At 58.8% G+C, this 16531-nt stretch carries 16 protein-coding genes and 1 pseudogene; 4 read left to right on the top strand and 13 right to left on the bottom strand.

Annotated features, from left to right (window positions below; genetic code table 11):
* Positions 1–21: 21 nt before the first annotated feature.
* Both GUY40_RS08495 and GUY40_RS08490 read right to left on the bottom strand, forming a co-directional pair.
* Positions 22–936 (bottom strand): hypothetical protein, encoded by a 915-nt coding sequence (locus GUY40_RS08495; RefSeq protein WP_166568503.1) that lies wholly within the window; start codon positions 934–936, stop codon positions 22–24.
* The gene (locus GUY40_RS08490; protein ID WP_166568502.1) at positions 933–2426 is read right to left on the bottom strand and encodes a DUF3696 domain-containing protein; all 1494 of its coding nucleotides are present in this window, start codon (positions 2424–2426) and stop codon (positions 933–935) included. The genes GUY40_RS08495 and GUY40_RS08490 overlap by 4 nt, the downstream gene beginning before the upstream one ends.
* A gap of 678 nt (positions 2427–3104) precedes the next feature.
* On the opposite strand from GUY40_RS08490, the pseudogene GUY40_RS08485 reads away from it, so the two are divergent.
* Both GUY40_RS08485 and GUY40_RS08480 read left to right on the top strand, forming a co-directional pair.
* A pseudogene (locus tag GUY40_RS08485) lies at positions 3105–3317 on the top strand (EI24 domain-containing protein); the annotation flags it as partial.
* Positions 3318–3438: 121 nt separating this feature from the next.
* Positions 3439–4650: a glycosyltransferase family 1 protein gene (locus GUY40_RS08480; protein WP_166568501.1), complete on the top strand. Its 1212-nt coding sequence runs from the start codon at positions 3439–3441 to the stop codon at positions 4648–4650.
* Here the strand turns inward: GUY40_RS08480 and GUY40_RS08475 are convergent.
* From GUY40_RS08475 to GUY40_RS08465, 3 genes are all read right to left on the bottom strand, one after another.
* Entirely contained in the window at positions 4619–5722 is a 1104-nt protein-coding gene (locus GUY40_RS08475) for an NADH:flavin oxidoreductase (RefSeq protein ID WP_166568500.1), read from the bottom strand. The genes GUY40_RS08480 and GUY40_RS08475 overlap by 32 nt on opposite strands.
* Positions 5723–5856: 134 nt before the next feature.
* Positions 5857–6339: a glutathione peroxidase gene (locus GUY40_RS08470; protein WP_166568499.1), complete on the bottom strand. Its 483-nt coding sequence runs from the start codon at positions 6337–6339 to the stop codon at positions 5857–5859.
* Between the two features lie 154 nt (positions 6340–6493).
* A complete protein-coding gene (locus GUY40_RS08465) occupies positions 6494–6979 on the bottom strand; it encodes a peptidylprolyl isomerase (protein WP_166568498.1) in 486 nt (161 codons plus the stop codon).
* Here GUY40_RS08465 and GUY40_RS08460 point away from each other — a divergent pair.
* Together GUY40_RS08460 and pta are read left to right on the top strand one after the other, a co-directional pair.
* Positions 6978–7277 carry a DUF3565 domain-containing protein gene (locus GUY40_RS08460; protein WP_178117742.1) on the top strand — a complete coding sequence of 100 codons (300 nt, stop codon included), beginning with the start codon at positions 6978–6980 and terminating at the stop codon, positions 7275–7277. The genes GUY40_RS08465 and GUY40_RS08460 overlap by 2 nt on opposite strands.
* A 54-nt stretch (positions 7278–7331) precedes the next feature.
* Positions 7332–9428, top strand: a complete 2097-nt coding sequence (pta, locus tag GUY40_RS08455) for a phosphate acetyltransferase (protein ID WP_166568496.1) — start codon at positions 7332–7334, stop codon at positions 9426–9428.
* A 91-nt stretch (positions 9429–9519) separates the two neighbouring features.
* Here the strand turns inward: pta and GUY40_RS08450 are convergent, their stop codons facing one another.
* From GUY40_RS08450 to peaA, 8 genes are all read right to left on the bottom strand, one after another.
* Positions 9520–10215, bottom strand: coding sequence for an OmpA family protein (locus tag GUY40_RS08450; protein ID WP_166568495.1), 696 nt, complete (start codon positions 10213–10215; stop codon positions 9520–9522).
* A gap of 99 nt (positions 10216–10314) precedes the next feature.
* Entirely contained in the window at positions 10315–10959 is a 645-nt protein-coding gene (locus GUY40_RS08445) for an MBL fold metallo-hydrolase (protein WP_166568494.1), read from the bottom strand.
* A gap of 45 nt (positions 10960–11004) precedes the next feature.
* Positions 11005–11343 (bottom strand): type II toxin-antitoxin system RelE/ParE family toxin, encoded by a 339-nt coding sequence (locus GUY40_RS08440; protein ID WP_166568493.1) that lies wholly within the window; start codon positions 11341–11343, stop codon positions 11005–11007.
* A gap of 23 nt (positions 11344–11366) precedes the next feature.
* On the bottom strand, positions 11367–11612 hold the full coding sequence (locus GUY40_RS08435; protein WP_166568492.1) for a type II toxin-antitoxin system Phd/YefM family antitoxin: 246 nt from the start codon (positions 11610–11612) through the stop codon (positions 11367–11369).
* A 192-nt stretch (positions 11613–11804) separates the two neighbouring features.
* Entirely contained in the window at positions 11805–12929 is a 1125-nt protein-coding gene (gene peaD, locus GUY40_RS08430) for a quinohemoprotein amine dehydrogenase subunit beta (protein ID WP_166568491.1), read from the bottom strand.
* 26 nt (positions 12930–12955) lie between these two features.
* Positions 12956–13279 carry a quinohemoprotein amine dehydrogenase subunit gamma gene (gene qhpC / locus GUY40_RS08425; protein ID WP_166568490.1) on the bottom strand — a complete coding sequence of 108 codons (324 nt, stop codon included), beginning with the start codon at positions 13277–13279 and terminating at the stop codon, positions 12956–12958.
* Between the two features lies 1 nt (position 13280).
* Complete coding sequence (peaB, locus tag GUY40_RS08420) at positions 13281–14711, bottom strand: quinohemoprotein amine dehydrogenase maturation protein (RefSeq protein WP_166568489.1); 1431 nt, start codon at positions 14709–14711, stop codon at positions 13281–13283.
* A gap of 83 nt (positions 14712–14794) precedes the next feature.
* Positions 14795–16372 carry a quinohemoprotein amine dehydrogenase subunit alpha gene (gene peaA / locus GUY40_RS08415; RefSeq protein WP_166568488.1) on the bottom strand — a complete coding sequence of 526 codons (1578 nt, stop codon included), beginning with the start codon at positions 16370–16372 and terminating at the stop codon, positions 14795–14797.
* Between the last annotated feature and the right edge of the window lie 159 nt (positions 16373–16531).

Below are 16531 nucleotides of genomic sequence, written 5' to 3'. Positions count from 1 at the left end.
TGGACCAAGATAGTCAGCTTACTAGATCTTTGAGCATGCCTCCACAAAGAAACCCTTCTTATCCGTCGGCCTTCGTTTAACGGCGTAGCGGCGAACCGGCGATTCTGAATCTAAATAGTAAACATGAATATCGCACTCACTGTTATTCCAACCTGGAGCGAGACCAAAGCAATCTAAACCACTAGAGAACGATATTTGCAACCTACATCCCAAGTGGATATGCCTATCATGCTTATCTGATTGCTCTTTAAAATTCGGATACAGGCAATGGATATCTGCATGCGGCCTAACTTTCTTCAGTCTTGCACATACATCCTCCGCCGTATACACAGAGTTCGCCTCAAACTCACTAATAATATTTATCACGGCACATGGCGACACCTGCCTCAACAGCGTTTCCAGTAAAACCAGACTTGCCTCTTTGAGATACCTATCATATACAACGACAGAATTCTCTTGATGAAAGAAATCACGAATAATTGAATGCTTCTTTGAGGTAGCAGAGTTAAGAAGGTGAGACTCTATTATCCTTACCCCAATAGGATTGGAAGGATCTACGACAACTGGGGCAGAAAGATTCCTGATACCGTATTTTTTCGACACTGCTGCATAGGTCGAATTTCGTCGCCCCAAGATCATATGATGACCGTGATGATAGGCAGCCCCTACATAATGGCTCTCAAGGCATCCCGAACTAGGAATATCATAATCCTCGAGTTCTTCACCGGTAACCATCCGCATTCTCACCGGGTTGCCATATACTCGATTTAACCATTCCTTGCCAAAACCACTGCCATCCAGCAAGATTTTAGCCTCATAGTCATCCATTATCAGTGGAGTTATTGCCAGAATCGCCGAACGTATAGAATCCTCAAATTCATGATAATTGCCGGAGAAAGCGGAAATTATACTCTCAGCATCGATTGTAATCCTCACATCTCCCCCTTAGTCTCACGAACTTTACGAGAACTAAAGGTAGACTTCATTTTATTCTTAACTATCTGACTAGAGATATGGTAACTTTCATCAAAAAAACCTTCAGGCCACCCGCCCTCGATTTCCCCCCACTTATTAAGTTTCATCTCCCGAATCGACTCATCCCTGTTGAAGTAATAAATCTTAACTTTATCGGGCGACAGACTAACCATGTCTGTCGCAGCACCATCCTCAAACTCACGAACAGATGTGCTCGAAATTTGAAGCTGCAGTCCTTTTAGGATGTGCTCGCTATGCGTCTCAATTACGAAGTTAATACCAGTCTTCATCGCAGCGGTCAAAAAGCTTGAGAAGGCCACTTGAGCTTTCGGATGAAGATGAAGTTCTGGCTGCTCAATAATTAGTGTTTCCCCCGGGTCCATCGCGGCTGCCTGGACAATAATTGGAAGAACTTGCGAAAAGCCAAAGCCGACATCAGAAATTGAGTCAGCCCTGCCATTTCTTGAAACTTTAAGCCGCACTATATCTTCATACGGCTCCGTTTCCACAGTATTATTAGGAAACACCATCTTGAACCAAGATATAAAGTTACTATACTTAGTCTGCCCAGACTTATTCTTAGCCCTAGCATGCAAGTTATACAGATAAGCTAAGACATGAGGCGTATGCTCACCATTAACTCCCACATCTGCAGACGCACCTGAAACCTTATAACTCCTTGATGGAGTCATCCGAAGCGGACCGAGGTAATGCAACCCAGACATTGTCCTATCAGTCGCTTCCATGGATCTCTGAAATACGTAATAACTCAGATGACTAAACTCTTCAAAGCTATTTGGCTTCCTATTATGGGGAGCGAGGGAAAATCTATTCTCCAACTGCACCTTGATAGCCCCCGCCGCAACTAACTGCCTGAGCCTCTCATTGCTCGACCCCATATCACCAAATATTCCAGAATAGCAAATTGGATGGATAGCCATATGGAAATAGCTACGAGTTTTCGGTCTAGTTATACTTATTAACTCGACTGGACCGTCTGCATATTCAAGATTATAACTAGGATGAGCAGTCTTAATGGCCTCCTCAAACAATTTGGAATCCGCAGTTTCATGGTAAGAGAAAAGCTTTGCCTGATTACTCGCTGACTCGTATTCGTAAGTATATCTCTTAGTAGTCAACTGACCCCTTTTCGAACGAGCACCCACAAAGCCCTGACTATCCGATGAAATCGAAATACTAAAGCGATTCTTTACATTATGATCTTTTACATAGTCCTTATAGAAGCCAAGATCCACATACTCTCCATGAGTATGCCAAGTATGATACTTGTTCTGGCGCGAGAATGTTTGCATCAAACCCAGCAACGCCCGGATAGCGGAGGTTTTTCCAGAGCTGTTTTCACCATAGATCAACGTTAGCGGCTTCGAGAGATCAAGCTCAAGCGAGCCAAACTTTTTAAAATTCTCAAGCCCCAGCTTCACAATACTCACTTCAGACACTCCGATGTCAAGAATGAGCCATGATGTCATACAGCCACCCGAACCGCCCACTAGTAATTGATACCGTGCTCCTGTCATCACCAAAGCGCCCTTCAGGCTCGCAGTGGCTCAGACAAGCTCAAAGTCACGCGGCGGTAATGAGAAATGGATATCGAACAGAAGGACGCGCTAACACACTGCTTGAGGTGCACTACTTAGGTGTGCCTAAACGCTGTCCCACTTCGATATTTTTGAGCAAGAAATCCTCCTAGAGTCAAGGACTCTATAGAGTGGAAGCGCCCCACCCAGCCACTGCCAGGACTGCCACCTGAGTTAGTCTAACTCGCAGTGATTTTACAGCGGCTCTTAGCCCTCGCTCAGGCTGCCACCCGCCCATTTGCTAGCAACCGCGAAAAGCTCCTTCAGCAGCTCTGCGATGGTCTCAATCGGAACCCCTCAGCCGTAGGTGTCAAACGTAATCGTACCTGAAGCATGCCCCATGACAGCTTGGGCGTGAGTCGTCGTCCCTCTTAGGCTTGCATCAGATAAACCTATAAGTAAGACAGGCAGCCGCACATTGCCCCTTGTCCGATCTTTTCAGGGCATCCGCTTAGCTGATACATTTCCCTTTCACTCCTTTGGGAAAGGGCGGTGCTTTACGTGGCTTGCAGCCGATGTAACAAGACTTATCAGTACATCGACTACCCGGCCGACAACCACAAGATGAGCTGGCAGGACATGCTCGCCTGGCTGCGCGCCAAACGCTGGCAGAGCCTGAGCTTTGGCGGCAGCGTGTACCTGGCGTTGCTGATTCCGCTGGTGAATATCGTGATGATGCCGGCCGCGGTGGCGGGGGCAACGTTGTTTTGGGTGCGTGAGCGTGGGGCTGTCTCTCAGGTTTGAGATCGGCGCAGGCTCCATCTCCTCACCCCAACCCTCTCCCATTGGGAGAGGGAACTAAAAGTCATCAATCCATCTTGCAACCGTCACACAAGCGCAATGCTCGCGGTCGAAACTGACAGTCATGACCGCGCCTTCTCTGCACATCACCCTGATCAGCGAAACCTTCCCACCTGAAATCAACGGCGTGGCCAATACCCTTGGTCGCCTGAGCGAGGGCTTGCGCCAGCTCGGACACCGGGTGGAGTTGGTGCGACCGCGTCAGAGCGCTGATACGCAGGCGTCGGCCGACGATGACCTGATGCTCTGCCGCGGCTGGCCACTGCCGGGCTATCCGGGCCTGCAATGGGGGCAAGCGTCGATGCACAAGCTGCTGCGGCGCTGGAAGCGCCAGCGCCCGGATGTGCTTTATATCGCCACCGAGGGCCCGCTGGGGCTCAGTGCCCTGCGCGCGGCCAGGCGCTTGGGGATTGCGGTGGTGAGCGGCTTTCACACCAATTTCCAGCAATATTCCGGGATTTATGGGCTGGGATTACTGAACCGGGTGCTGACCCAGTACCTGCGCTGGTTCCATCGCCGCACCCAGATCACGCTGGTGCCGAGCCCGAGCCAGTCCGTGGCGTTGGAGCGACGTGGCTTCGAAGGGTTGGCATTGTTGTCTCGTGGGGTCGACAGCCAGCTGTTTCACCCCAGCAAGCGTTCGTCCGCCCTGCGTGAGCAATGGGGCCTGACGGATGATGACATTGCCCTGCTGCACGTCGGACGCCTCGCGCCGGAGAAGAACCTGGGGTTGCTCAAGCGCAGCCTGGACGCCTTGACCCTCTCCTACCCTGGCCGCCGCATCAAGCTGATCATCGTCGGCGACGGTCCACAACGGGCCGCCCTCGAACAGCAACTGCCGCAGGCGATTTTCTGTGGCACGCAACGGGGGGAGGCGCTGGCCGAACACTACGCGTCGGGCGACATATTCCTGTTTCCAAGCCTGACTGAAACCTTCGGCAACGTGGTGCTTGAAGCGCTGGCCGCAGGGCTTGGCGTGGTGGCCTACGATGAAGCCGCCGCCGCCCAGCACATACGCCACGGCCACAATGGCGCCTTGGCGATGCCTGGAGATGAGGCGGCGTTTATCGATGCCGCCACCTGGCTGCTCGAAGAGGCTGAAACCTTGCGCCGGGTGCGCCTCAATGCCCGGCAGCACGCCCGCCGCCAGGGCTGGCCGGCGGTCATCGAGCAGTTCGAGGGGTTTCTGCGCAGCGCCTGCAGATCGGCAGGCGCCCGGGCCGAGGTTCAGCCGCGGCTGACGGTCAAACCAGAGTCGTCAGCGCCTCGCGGCTGAACGGCAGGATGTCCTGCTCGCGCCCCTCGCGCACCTTGAGTGCCCAATCCGGGTCGACCAGCAATGCGCGGCCCACCGCCACCAGATCAAACTCCTCATCGTTCAGGCGCTTGAGCAGGTTCTCAAGGCTGGCCGGTTGCGCCACCTTGTCGGTCGACACCATGAATTGCAGGAACTCGCCATCCAGGCCAACGCTGCCGACGGTAATGGTCGGCTTGCCGGTCAACTTGCGCGTCCAGCCGGCAAGGTTGAGCTCCGAGCCTTCGAATTCAGGCTCCCAGAAGCGGCGGGTCGAGCAGTGGAAAATGTCCACGCCGGCCTCGGCCAGCGGTTGCAGGAACTCGCCGAGCGCCTCGCTGCTGTGCACCAGGCGGGCGCTGTAGTCCTGCTGTTTCCACTGGGAATAGCGGAAGATGATCGCAAAGCCAGGTCCGACGGCCGCGCGCACGGCCCGGATCAACTCAATGGCAAACCGCGAGCGATTGGCCAGGCTGCCGCCGTATTCGTCAGTGCGGCGGTTGCTGTGCTCCCAGAAGAACTGGTCGATCAGGTAACCGTGGGCGCCGTGGATTTCGACGCCGTCCATGCCGATGGCCTTGGCGTCGCAGGCGGCCTGGGCGAAGGCAGCGATCACCTCACGGATATCGTCCTGGCTCATGCCCTGCACCAGGGTTTCACCGTCCTTGATCTTTTCGCTCGGGCCGAAGCCGGGCACGCTGGCATCCGGCTCGGTGCCCTTGCGGCGCACACTGCCCACATGCCACAGCTGCGGGACAATTTTGCCGCCTTGGGCATGGACAGCGTCGACGACCTCTTTCCAGCCCGCTAGCGCATCGGCGCCGTAGAAGCGCGGTACATGAGGGTAGCCGTTCGCCGCCTTGTGCCCGACCGTGGTGCCTTCAGTGATGATCAGGCCGACACCGGCTGCAGCACGTCGACGGTAGTACTCCACCACCTTGGCGCCAGGCACGCCACCGGGCGAGAACGAACGCGTCATCGGCGCCATGACCACGCGTGTAGGCAATTGAAGCGACCCCAGGCTGAAGGGTTGGAACAAGGCGTTGACCGGCATGCGGCACTCTCCGAGCAGGTAGCGGAAATAGAGAGGCGCAGCATAGGTCGCCGTGGCCACTTGGGCCCAGCACTATTGATCGGAGTGATAAAGGGAGAAAAGACCGGGTGCTGGACGCACCCGGTTGCCCGCCGTCAAGCCAACGCTTTTTCGATGGCCTGAACCACGGCAGGGTCATCAGGGGTGGTACGCGGTGAAAAACGCGCGAGCACCCGGCCGTCCTTGCCTACCAGAAATTTTTCGAAGTTCCAGCTGATATCGCCGGGAAACTCCGCACCCTCACCTGCCAGCAAGCGGTACAACTGGTGGCGCTCCGGCCCGTTGACATCGAGCTTGCCGCCCAACGGAAAACTCACGCCGTAGTTCAGGCTGCAAAACTCTTTGATCTCGGCCTCGGAGCCAGGCTCCTGTCCGGCGAACTGATTGCACGGCAGGCCGAGCACGCTGAAGCCTTTGTCCTTGTACTGCTTATGCAGGTTCTCCAGGGCCGCATACTGAGGCGTCAGCCCGCACTTGGAGGCCACGTTGACCACCAGCACGACCTGACCCTTGAAGGGCGCCAACGGCAGTTCCTGGCCATTCAACGCTTGTAACTTAAGGTCGTGAAAAGCACTCATGACGATATCCCCTATCAGATCCCTGAAGCCCCTGACTGCTACAAGGAACACTAACAGACAAAAAAAACGCCCTTTCAGGCCAATGGCAGACTCAAGGGAGGCTGCATCGACCTGCTCGGGCGCCTTTACGGCTTTCTCAGCTTAGCAGCAGAAATCAGTGGTGATGGCCACCTTCGCCATGGACGTGGCCATGAGCGACTTCTTCCTGGCTGGCGTCACGGATATCGACAATCTTGACCTGGAAGGTCAGGCGCTGACCGGCCAGTGGGTGATTGCCGTCGACGGTAACGTCGTCGCCGTCCAGGTCACGAATGGTGACGATCTGCATCTGGCCGTCCGGCGCCGAAGCGTGGAACTGCATGCCCACTTCCAACTCGTCAACGCCTTCGAACATGCTGCGGTTCAGGGTGCTGACCAGTTCGGCCAGGTATTCGCCGTAGGCGTCTTCCGGTTCGATGGACACCTTCAGCTCATCACCGGCTTGCTTGCCTTCAAGGGCCTTCTCCAGACCCGGGATGATGTTACCTGCGCCATGCAGGTAGACCAGCGGCGCGCCGCCGGCGGAGCTGTCGATGACCTCACCAGCGTCGTTGGTCAGGGTATAGTCGATGGACACAGCCTTGTTGGCAGCGATCAGCATGGGGCGAGACCTTTTGCATAAGAATGTAGAAACAACAAGTGTAACCAAGCCCTCGCCTGAAAGCGAACGCAAGGCTGACAGACGGGCCCAAAGCACTGTCACCGGCTTTCATCAGGACGAAGACGGGCACTGGGTGGTCGAACTCTCCTGCGGCCATACCCAACACCTGCGCCACCAGCCGCCGTGGCAGGCGCGCCCCTGGGTGCTGGACCCTTTGCAGCGCCAGCAGCGGATCGGCCGCGCATTTGCCTGCGGCTGGTGCGCGCAGGGTGCCGATAGCGATACCCTAGGCAATTGATTCTGAGGACGGTCAAACCGTCCCCCTTTGCACAGCTCATTTCGAGAAGCTCGCATGCAAACTTTTTTTATCGCGCCGACCGACTTCGGCGTCGGCCTGACCTCTATCAGCCTTGGCCTGGTGCGCACCCTGGAGCGCGCTGGCCTGAAAGTCGGCTTCTTCAAGCCGATCGCGCAGCCGCACCCGGGTGACACGGGGCCGGAGCGCTCCACCGAACTGATCGCCCGCACCCATGGCCTCAAGCCACCCAAACCGCTGGCATTGGCCCATGTTGAACGGATGCTTGGCGATGGCCAGCTCGATGAGCTGCTGGAAGAAATCGTCAGCCTCTATCAGCAGGCGGCCGTCGGCAAAGACGTGCTGATCGTCGAAGGCATGGTGCCGACCCGTCACGCCAGTTATGCGGCGCGGGTCAACCAGCACCTGGCCAAAAGCCTGGATGCGGAGGTGATCCTGGTCTCGGCCCCCGACAATGAAGTGCTGGGCGAACTGTCCGGGCGGGTGGAACTGCAGGCGCAGCTGTTCGGCGGCCCACGGGACCCGAAAGTGCTGGGAGTGATCCTCAACAAGGTCCGCACCGACGAAAGCATGGAAGACTTCGCCGCGCGCCTGCGCGAGCATTCGCCGCTGCTGCGCGGCGGTGATTTCCGCCTGCTCGGCTGCATCCCCTATCAGGCCGACCTGAACGCCCCGCGCACCCGCGATGTAGCCGAACTGCTGGGTGCCCAGGTACTCAACGCCGGCGACTACGAAACCCGGCGCATGAACAAGATCATCATCTGCGCCCGCACCGTGCTCAACACCTTGCAGCTGCTCAAGCCCGGCACGCTGGTGGTCACCCCCGGCGATCGCGACGACATCATTCTTGCCGTCAGCCTGGCAGCGATCAATGGCGTGCCGTTGGCCGGCCTGCTGCTGACCAGCGATACGGTGCCCGACCCGCGCATCCTCGAACTGTGCCGCGGCGCCCTGCAGGCTGGCCTGCCGGTGCTGTCGGTCAGCACCGGCTCCTACGACACCGCCAACCGCCTCAATGGCCTGAACAAGGAAATCCCGATCGATGACCGCGAGCGCGCGGAAATCATCACCGATTTCGTCGCCAGCCATCTGGATGCGGCCTGGCTGCACCAGCGCTGCGGCACCCCGCGCGAGCTGCGGCTGTCGCCGGCGGTGTTCCGCTATCAACTGATCCAGCGTGCCCAGCAGGCCAACAAGCGCATCGTCTTGCCTGAAGGCAGCGAACCGCTGACCGTCCAGGCCGCCGCAATTTGCCAGGCTCGCGGCATCGCCCGCTGCGTGCTCCTGGCCAAGCCCGAGGAGGTGCATGCCGTTGCCCAGGCCCAAGGCATCGTGTTGCCCGAAGGCCTGGAAATTCTCGACCCGGATCTGATCCGCGAACGCTATGTCGAACCGATGGTGGCCCTGCGCAAGACCAAGAGCCTGAACGCGCCGATGGCCGAGCAACAGCTGGAAGACCCGGTGGTGATCGGCACCATGATGCTGGCTCTGGATGAAGTCGACGGGCTGGTGTCCGGCCTGATTCACTCGACCGCCAACACCATCCGTCCGGCACTGCAATTGATCAAGACGGCGCCGGGTTGCACGCTGGTGTCCTCGGTGTTTTTCATGCTGTTCCCCGAGCAGGTGCTGGTGTACGGCGACTGTGTGATGAACCCGCACCCAAGCGCTGCCGAGCTGGCTGAAATCGCCCTGCAGAGTGCCGACTCGGCTGCCGCCTTCGGCGTTGCCCCACGGGTGGCGATGATCAGCTACTCCAGCGGCAACACCCTGGGTGACGACGAAGTGGAAAAGGTCCGCGAGGCGACGCAACTGGCCCGTGAAGCCCAGCGTGACCTGCAGATCGATGGACCCTTGCCGTACGATGCCGCCGCCAACGAAACCGTGGCCCGCCAATTGGCTCCGGACAGCCCGGTGGCCGGCCGCGCCACGGTGTTTGTGTTCCCGGACCTGAACACCGGCAACACCACCCACAAGGCGGTGCAACGCAGTGCCGACTGCGTCAGTCTTGGGCCTATGCTGCAAGGCTTGCGCAAACCGGTGAACGACCTGCCGCGCGGCGCCCAGGTGGACGACATCGTCTACACCATTGCCCTGACTGCCATTCAGGCCAATCGCATCGTCGACCTCTAGAATTGGCGCATGCCGCAGGCGCGGTAGATTTGGGTTTGTCAGCAGTCTGAATCCCGCTCCGTAGAGCGGGATTTTTTATCAGCAATTACGGTTATTGGTATTGCTGGCCAGGAATCGGCTTGAGGTTGACCTCGACCCGACGGTTTTGCGCACGGCCATTGGCATCGGCGTTGCTGGCGATCGGCTGGTCGGGGCCAGCGCCACGGACCGACAGGCGGGTGCCATCAACCCCTTGGGACGTCAGGTAAGTGCTGACGGCCTGGGCGCGCTGCAGCGACAGGTCCATGTTGTGCTGGCGGCTGCCGGTGCTGTCGGTGTAGCCGATGATTTCGATGTTGTTCTGGTTGAACTGCTTGAAGGAGTTCGCCAGGTTGTTCAGTGGCGAGTAGAAGCTGCTGGCAATTGCCGAGGAGTCGGTGCCGAAGGTGATGTTGCCCGGCATGATCAGTTTGATCTGATCGCCTTCACGCTTCACTTCAACCCCGGTGTTGGCCATGCTCGCTCGCAGCGCGGCTTCCTGCTTGTCGGCGTAGTAGCCGTAACCGGCGGCAGCAGCGCCCACGGCCGCGGCGCCAATCAGCGCACCCTTGCCACGGTTGTTGTGGTCGATGGCCGCACCGGCCAAGGCACCGGCCAGCGCGCCGAGGCCGCCGTACTTGGCGGTCTTGCTCATGCCGGTGGAATCCTGCGCCTGGCCACCCTGGCTGTCATAGGGGTTCTGCGATGCACAGCCGGACAGCAAGGCCACGGCCGTGGCGACAATGATCATGCGACGCGAGGTGAACATTGGAAAAGCTCCTGATCTTTCATTCGGTGGTGCAGCGTATTGCTGCGGACCTCTGCTGGCCTTTGAACACAGCAAGGCAAAAAAATTCCGTGGCTACCCTCAGGCACGCACAAACGGATTCTCACGCATTTCATCACCCAAGCGGGTATCCGGCCCATGGCCGGTCACGACCGTCGCCTCTTCATCGAGGCTGTAAAGCCGCTGCTTGATCGAACGCACGATGGTCGGCTGATCACCGCCCCACAAATCCGTGCGGCCAATGCCGCGACGGAACAGCGTGTCACCGGCTATCAACAGCTTAGACTCGGCAAACCAGAAACTCATGGAACCTGGCGTGTGCCCCGGCGTGTGCAGCGCCACCCCGCAACCGCAGGCCAGCTCCTCGTCATCCTCCAGCCAGCGATCCGGCGAAGGCACCGGCGTGTAGGGCACGCCGAACATCTGGCACTGCATCTCCAGGTTGTCCCACAAGAACTGATCGCCCTTGTGCAAATGCAGGGTCGCGCCGGTTTTCTCTTTCATCTGCCCGGAAGCGAGGAAATGGTCCAGATGCGCGTGGGTGTGGATGATGCTGACCACCTTCAGGCCCAGCGCATCGAGGCGAGCGAGGATCAATTCGTGGTTGCCACCCGGGTCGACGACGATGGCTTTTTTAGTGATCGGGTCGCCGATGATGGTGCAGTTGCACTGCAAGGGGCCGACGGGGAAGGTTTCGCGGATGAGGGTGCTTTTCTGGGATTCCATAGGTGTTCCTGAAGGCTAATGATTGAATGAGAACACATTGAGCCTTTAATCCAAACGTCCAACCAGGCAGTAGCGTATCAATTGCTTCTCAACACTCTGTTTCTGTCTTAACACGAGCAATACGGCGATGGCCTGATCTTCTTCGTGATACTCATAAATCACTCGGTAAACACCCGTATTCAGCTCACGGTAGTGAACGACACCGAGTTCACTGGCCTGCCGACTGATAGGGTATCCCAGAGGCGTATTGGAGAGTTTTTCCAGAATGGTATCGATAACAGCGTCGATTAGATTCGCAGCAATTTCCTGACCTTGGGATTCGGCAAGGTGATGCTCCTGGTCGTCAATGCTTCGCTCGGCAGAGGCAGTAAAAAAAATCTGCACGGGTCGCGTCCTTGTGTTTGTACTTAGCGTGCGCGCCGCTTGGCAATGCGGGCTTTGAGCTCTTCAGCAGTCAAGTGATTGCCCTCGGCAAATTCGCGCGAGCCAATTGCCAGTAATTTAACCAGCGCGATGGCCTCATCCCGCCGCATCCGTTCGGCATAGGACTCAACGACATACGCTGGGACGCCGTTCTGCGTCACGACCATTGGCTCAGATAGGTCAAGATCGGCTGCATGGCGCTTGAGGTAGCTGATGGTTTCGACTCGCATAAGGTTTACCTTTTCCAACAGATCGATTCAAACATCGCCACCATAACCTGAATATGGTCCAAATTTAAATCACAGCCTGATGGAGGGTATAAAAGCCAGAACCCCTGATCAATCTCGGCACCGGAGCACCTCAACTGACAGGGGTCGAAGGGCGATCGTTCGTCAGAGATGCGCCCCTCATCAGCCCTCCCCTCACCGCATGAAAATCTGCGCCGTGGTAATTGCCATATCCCCTCCAGGCAGCTTGATATTCCCCACCTGCTTCATCGTATCGGCATCAAAAATCGCCACATCGTTGAACGTCCCGCTGAGGTAGATCTTCGTCCCTGCCTTGTTGAACGAAATGCAGTAGAACGAGTGATCCAGCGTCGCCGCCTGCAAAAGCTTTTTCTCCTTGATGTCGTACTTGGCCAGGCGGTTGAGCACGCCGAACATCAGGTTCGGGTCCTTGGGCGAGCGCATGCCGCTGAAGTACACCTCGGTCAGCGGGCCGAAGTCGACGGTTTCGGTCTTGCCGGTGGCCAGGTCGATGTTGAAGAAGCCGTAGAGGTAGTCGGCGGTGGCCGGGTCTTGTTTGTCGTCCTTGAATTTGGCGGTGGTGTAGAGCAAGGAAAAATCGTGCCGCCAGGTTTGCTGGTTCCACACGTAGAGCACGTCCGGGGCGCTGTACAGCGGGCGTTTCCAGTGCCGGCTGGGGATCAGCACGTCGAACTTGCCGCTCTGCACGTTGACCTTGTAGATGTCCGCGCCCGCCACGTACAGGGTGCCGTCGTCGCCGCTCTGCATGATCGTCAGCTGGCGTGGTGCCGGGAAGCTGCGCACGGGCTTGGCGTCGAGGCCGGCGTCGGCGGCGTAGACGTCCAGGCGCGGTTGCTTGACCACGTAGTGGTCGTTGAGTATCTGGGTGGGGTTGGCGATGGTGTATAGCTCTTTGCCGTCGTGGCTGACGGTAAAGGCGAACATCGAACGGGCCTTCTCGCCCGGCAATTGGCTGATGCTGGCGTGGAAGACCTGCTTGCAGCTGTCCAGCTCCACGCCGTAGATGTCGGCGTAGTGGTTGTTCAGCACGTAGGCGATCTTGCGGTCCGGCGACAGTTGCACGCTGCCGGGGCCGAAGGCGTCGGGCATCTGACAGGTCTTGTAGAGACTGTCGGTCTGCAGGTCGATGATGTGCAGGTTGTTGGGGTAGTTGGTAACGGCCATGTACTCATGGCCGGCATTCAGCGGTTTGCTCTCATCCAGCGCCGCCTGGGCGTTGAAGGTGCAGGCGCCAAGAACGGCCATGGCGGCCAGACCGCGGGTAGCAGTGTGCAGCATGCTGAAACTCCTGTGGGTCGGCTCGCTTATTTGTCGTTCGGGAACACGGTTCCCAGATTGCGCCAGTTGTCGTTGGAGGCCTGGGCGTCTTTGTTCCAGTCCGGGTAGGTGCTCATCATGTCCGGCACCTGGGCTGGCCACCAGCACGGATCGGAGCAGCCGTAGAGGTCCGCCTCCATCGGCTGGCACAGCGAAGCAACACCGCCAAAGGCGTCGATTTCCCAGCCCGGGTCGGTGGTCGAGGCACAGCCTGCGACCGAGTTCATGGCCAGCACCTCTTCGATGCGGTTTTCATCGGCGGCCTGTTCGAGCTTGAGCGCTTTATTGTTGATGGGCTTTAGATGTTTCATGTCAGTGGGCCTTGCGCGGGGTGATGTAGCGGCTGATGAACGCGGGGTTGCCGGCCATGATCCGGCTGTACACTTCGATGCCGAAGTCGACCCAGTCACGCATCAGTTCGCAGTAGTGGTAAGTCGGGTGAGCCGGGTCGCCGTAACGGGCGTAGCTTTCGTGATAGCAACCGCCGGAGCAGAGGTTGCGGATCCGGCAGCTGTCGCAACCGGTATGGGTGCGGTCCAGTCGCTGGGACAGAAAGTCGTTGAGCTCGACCTGCTTGACCCCACTGTGCACGTTGCCAAAGGTCGGCAAGGAAGAGCCGGTAAACCGATGGCACAGGTTCAGCTCGCCCTTGTGATCCACCGCCAGCATCTTCAGCCCCGCGCCACACGGCAGCGCCTTTTTGTGGCCTTCGTGGATGTCGGTGATCAGTTGGTGCAGGTTGGAGAACCCGATGTTGCGGTGCTCCAGCGCGGCTTCCAGGTAGCGCCGGCCCAGCGCCTTCATGTTGGCGAACACCTGCACCAACTCCTCGCTTGTCAGGTTGAAGCTGCTGACGTCGCCGGAGGTCACCGGGGCGAAGCCCACCTCGGCAAAACCCAGCTCGTTGAACAGGTGATCCCAGATGGTTTCAACGTCGGTGACGCCGGTGGTCAGGGTCACCCGTGCACCGACTGGCCGGCTGTTGTAGCGCGACAGCAGCATTTGGGCCTTGCGCCGCACCACGTCATAAGTGCCCTGCCCGCCCACCGTGATGCGGTTGCGGTCGTGCACGGTCTTGGGCCCGTCGATGCTCACCGACAACCCGAAGCGATGGGCATTGAGGTAGTCGACGATTTCTTCGGTCAGCAAGGTGGCGTTGGTGGTCATGACAAACTCCACCTGCTTGCCAACTTCGGTAAAACGCTTTTCGCAGTAGTCGACCATGTACTCGATCAGCTTGCGGTTGCTCAGCGGCTCGCCGCCGAAAAACACCACGGTGTAGCGCGGCTCGTCGGGGGATTCCTTGAGCAGCATTTCCACCGAGGCGACCGCCGTCTCGACATCCATGCGCTTGCCCTGGGAGGGCTTGTCCAGGTCTTCCTTGTAGCAATAGGTGCAGCTCAAATTGCAGCCGGTGTTGACGTTCAACACCACGGTATTGAGTGCCGTGCGCTCGACCCGCTTGAGCGCGGTTTCCGGGCTCAAGGGCGAACCGTCGCTGACCAGTTCCAGCGCGATCAACTCGCGCAGGGTTTCATTGATTTCATTGCCATCGAAACGTCCCGCCAGTTGCTGCTGCAACTGCTCGGACGAGCAACCGTGCCCGCGCAGCGCATCGATGATGCTGCCGGTCAGCTCATCGCTGGCAAACAGCGAACTGCTGGGAATGTGAAACAACATGCGCGCTGCATCGACGCTGACTTCGTGCAGATTACGCTCTACCAGATTCAAGATAACGCCCATCGCAACCTCCTCGGAAAGGCCGGCAGTGCCTGGCCTTCCCACTGAATACTCAACGCCTGCCCTTCAGAACGTTCGCCCGGTACTCAAGGAATCGGCGGGTTGTTCCAGCGTTGAATGGTGACGATCATCTGCCCCTCGCCCACCCGTGCCTTGCCGGCGTCGTCCACGGCGGCAATCACTTTCAGGTTGCCGGCATTGTTGGTGGACATCTTGCGTTGCGGGTTGGGGCCGGCATCGCCGGGGGTGAAGACGCCGGTATCGGCCTGCATGGTGCCGGCGTATTTGACGTCTTCGTCTTCGCGGGCACGCTCATCGAACGGCTCGACTTTCCACTGCGCCGGGAACACCCCGATCCGGTAAGGCTTGCCATCGGCGCCCTGGCCCCAGGCTTCGGCATCGAAGCGGCCCTGGACTTTGGGCGTCGACCCGCCGCCGTCGCCAACGCGTGCCACCGAGAAGGCCGGCACCACCTTGACCTCGGCGATGTCGCGGTACACCGCCAGGTTCACGCCCTTGAGCGTGCCGACGCTGACCGCGTGCAGCCCGGCCGCGGCGTCAGCGGCAGCCTTGACCTTGACCCGCAGGCGCTGCGGGCTCTGCTCCAGCACTTCGACCACCTCGACACCCTGGCCGAACACCGGCTTGCCGGCCAAACCGCTGCCGATCAGGGTCACTTCAGCTTCCGTACCGGCTTTCACATAACCGGGCTGCACCGCCAGCAAGCGCTGGCTGCCGTGCTTGGCGGCGATGAAGTCCAAGCCTTGCTCGTCATGGACTTTGTCGAACATGCGGCCCTTGAGCTCGGTACCGTTGGCAGCGAAGACCTGACGCATGGTCACGCCGTCGATCTGCACATTGCCGCGCCATTCGTAACCGCTGTAGAGGATCGCGCTACCCTCGCCCTTGAACGGGCTGCCATCGGCGTACTGGCCGTCGACGACGACCTTGAACTGATCGCCGGTGGTGGCTGTGACGTTCATGTTGCCGTGCAGTTCGCCCTTGCCGGGCAGATGGCCGCTGAAACTCCAGTCACCCACCAGTGCCTCGGACTTGGGCATGGACTTCTGCCAGGCCTGCCAGGCCGGGTTGTCCAGCGGATAACGCTTGGCCAGCAGCGGGACCATCTCCTTGCGGGCGAGGTCGAACCAGTCGCGGTCGCGGGCCAGCGCCTGGTACTCCAGCGACGGAAATTGCCCCAGGTGGAAGTTCACCAGCCGTTCCCATTCCTGGGCCGGGCGCCGCTGCAGCGCCACCCGCGCGGCGGAGTGGCAGCGGCCGCACATTTGCTTGGTCTGGTCATCGAACTGTTCGACAGTGTTGAGCCGGCGCTCCAGGGCGTAGCGCACGCCATCGGTCTCGCTGGGGGCCAGGCCTTGGGTATCGGCCAGGTACTTGACCAACGTGCGGCGGTCTTCGTCGCTGATTTGCAGCTTATGCATGGTTTGCATGCGGGCGATGCTCATCAGCCAGCCTTCCGGTGTCTTGCGCTGGTGGCTGATGCGGCTCAGGGCGTTCTCGCCTTCCGGGATATGGCACCCCATGCAGGTTTGCTTGAGGATCTCCTGGGCTTCACGGGCCTGGCTGGTTTGAGCGTGAAGCCCAAGGCAGGCGGCAACCGCCAACACGCCACTGGTCACACCCAAGCGGAGTTTTCTCTTCATCAACGTCGGACCTCCACGGACTTTTTCTTATCGTTTTCAAGGCGCAGCTTGCTTGTTGCACAGGGCAATTCATATTGTGTGCCAGAACCCTGGGGGCCTCGGATTGCAACGGCTGCAGTGAGTTTAGGCCGTGCCGGGAGAGGGGGATGGGCGTTTGAT

The organism is Pseudomonas sp. R5(2019), from assembly GCF_009905435.1.
Classification (GTDB): Bacteria; Pseudomonadota; Gammaproteobacteria; order Pseudomonadales; family Pseudomonadaceae; genus Aquipseudomonas.
Note: the sequence above shows the minus strand (reverse complement) of the source record. Positions and strands in the feature narration are given on the sequence as shown.

Bases quoted from the DNA above. Each gene is read 5' to 3' on its own strand.
- GUY40_RS08480 (WP_166568501.1), top strand. From the start codon at position 3,439: ATGACCGCGCCTTCTCTGCACATCACCCTGATCAGCGAAACCTTCCCA.
- GUY40_RS08475 (WP_166568500.1), bottom strand. From the start codon at position 5,722: ATGCCGGTCAACGCCTTGTTCCAACCCTTCAGCCTGGGGTCGCTTCAA.
- GUY40_RS08470 (WP_166568499.1), bottom strand. From the start codon at position 6,339: ATGAGTGCTTTTCACGACCTTAAGTTACAAGCGTTGAATGGCCAGGAA.
- GUY40_RS08460 (WP_178117742.1), top strand. From the start codon at position 6,978: ATGGGGCGAGACCTTTTGCATAAGAATGTAGAAACAACAAGTGTAACC.
- GUY40_RS08465 (WP_166568498.1), bottom strand. From the start codon at position 6,979: ATGCTGATCGCTGCCAACAAGGCTGTGTCCATCGACTATACCCTGACC.
- pta (WP_166568496.1), top strand. From the start codon at position 7,332: ATGCAAACTTTTTTTATCGCGCCGACCGACTTCGGCGTCGGCCTGACC.
- GUY40_RS08450 (WP_166568495.1), bottom strand. From the start codon at position 10,215: ATGTTCACCTCGCGTCGCATGATCATTGTCGCCACGGCCGTGGCCTTG.
- GUY40_RS08445 (WP_166568494.1), bottom strand. From the start codon at position 10,959: ATGGAATCCCAGAAAAGCACCCTCATCCGCGAAACCTTCCCCGTCGGC.
- GUY40_RS08435 (WP_166568492.1), bottom strand. From the start codon at position 11,612: ATGCGAGTCGAAACCATCAGCTACCTCAAGCGCCATGCAGCCGATCTT.
- peaD (WP_166568491.1), bottom strand. From the start codon at position 12,929: ATGCTGCACACTGCTACCCGCGGTCTGGCCGCCATGGCCGTTCTTGGC.
- qhpC (WP_166568490.1), bottom strand. From the start codon at position 13,279: ATGAAACATCTAAAGCCCATCAACAATAAAGCGCTCAAGCTCGAACAG.
- peaB (WP_166568489.1), bottom strand. From the start codon at position 14,711: ATGGGCGTTATCTTGAATCTGGTAGAGCGTAATCTGCACGAAGTCAGC.
- peaA (WP_166568488.1), bottom strand. From the start codon at position 16,372: ATGAAGAGAAAACTCCGCTTGGGTGTGACCAGTGGCGTGTTGGCGGTT.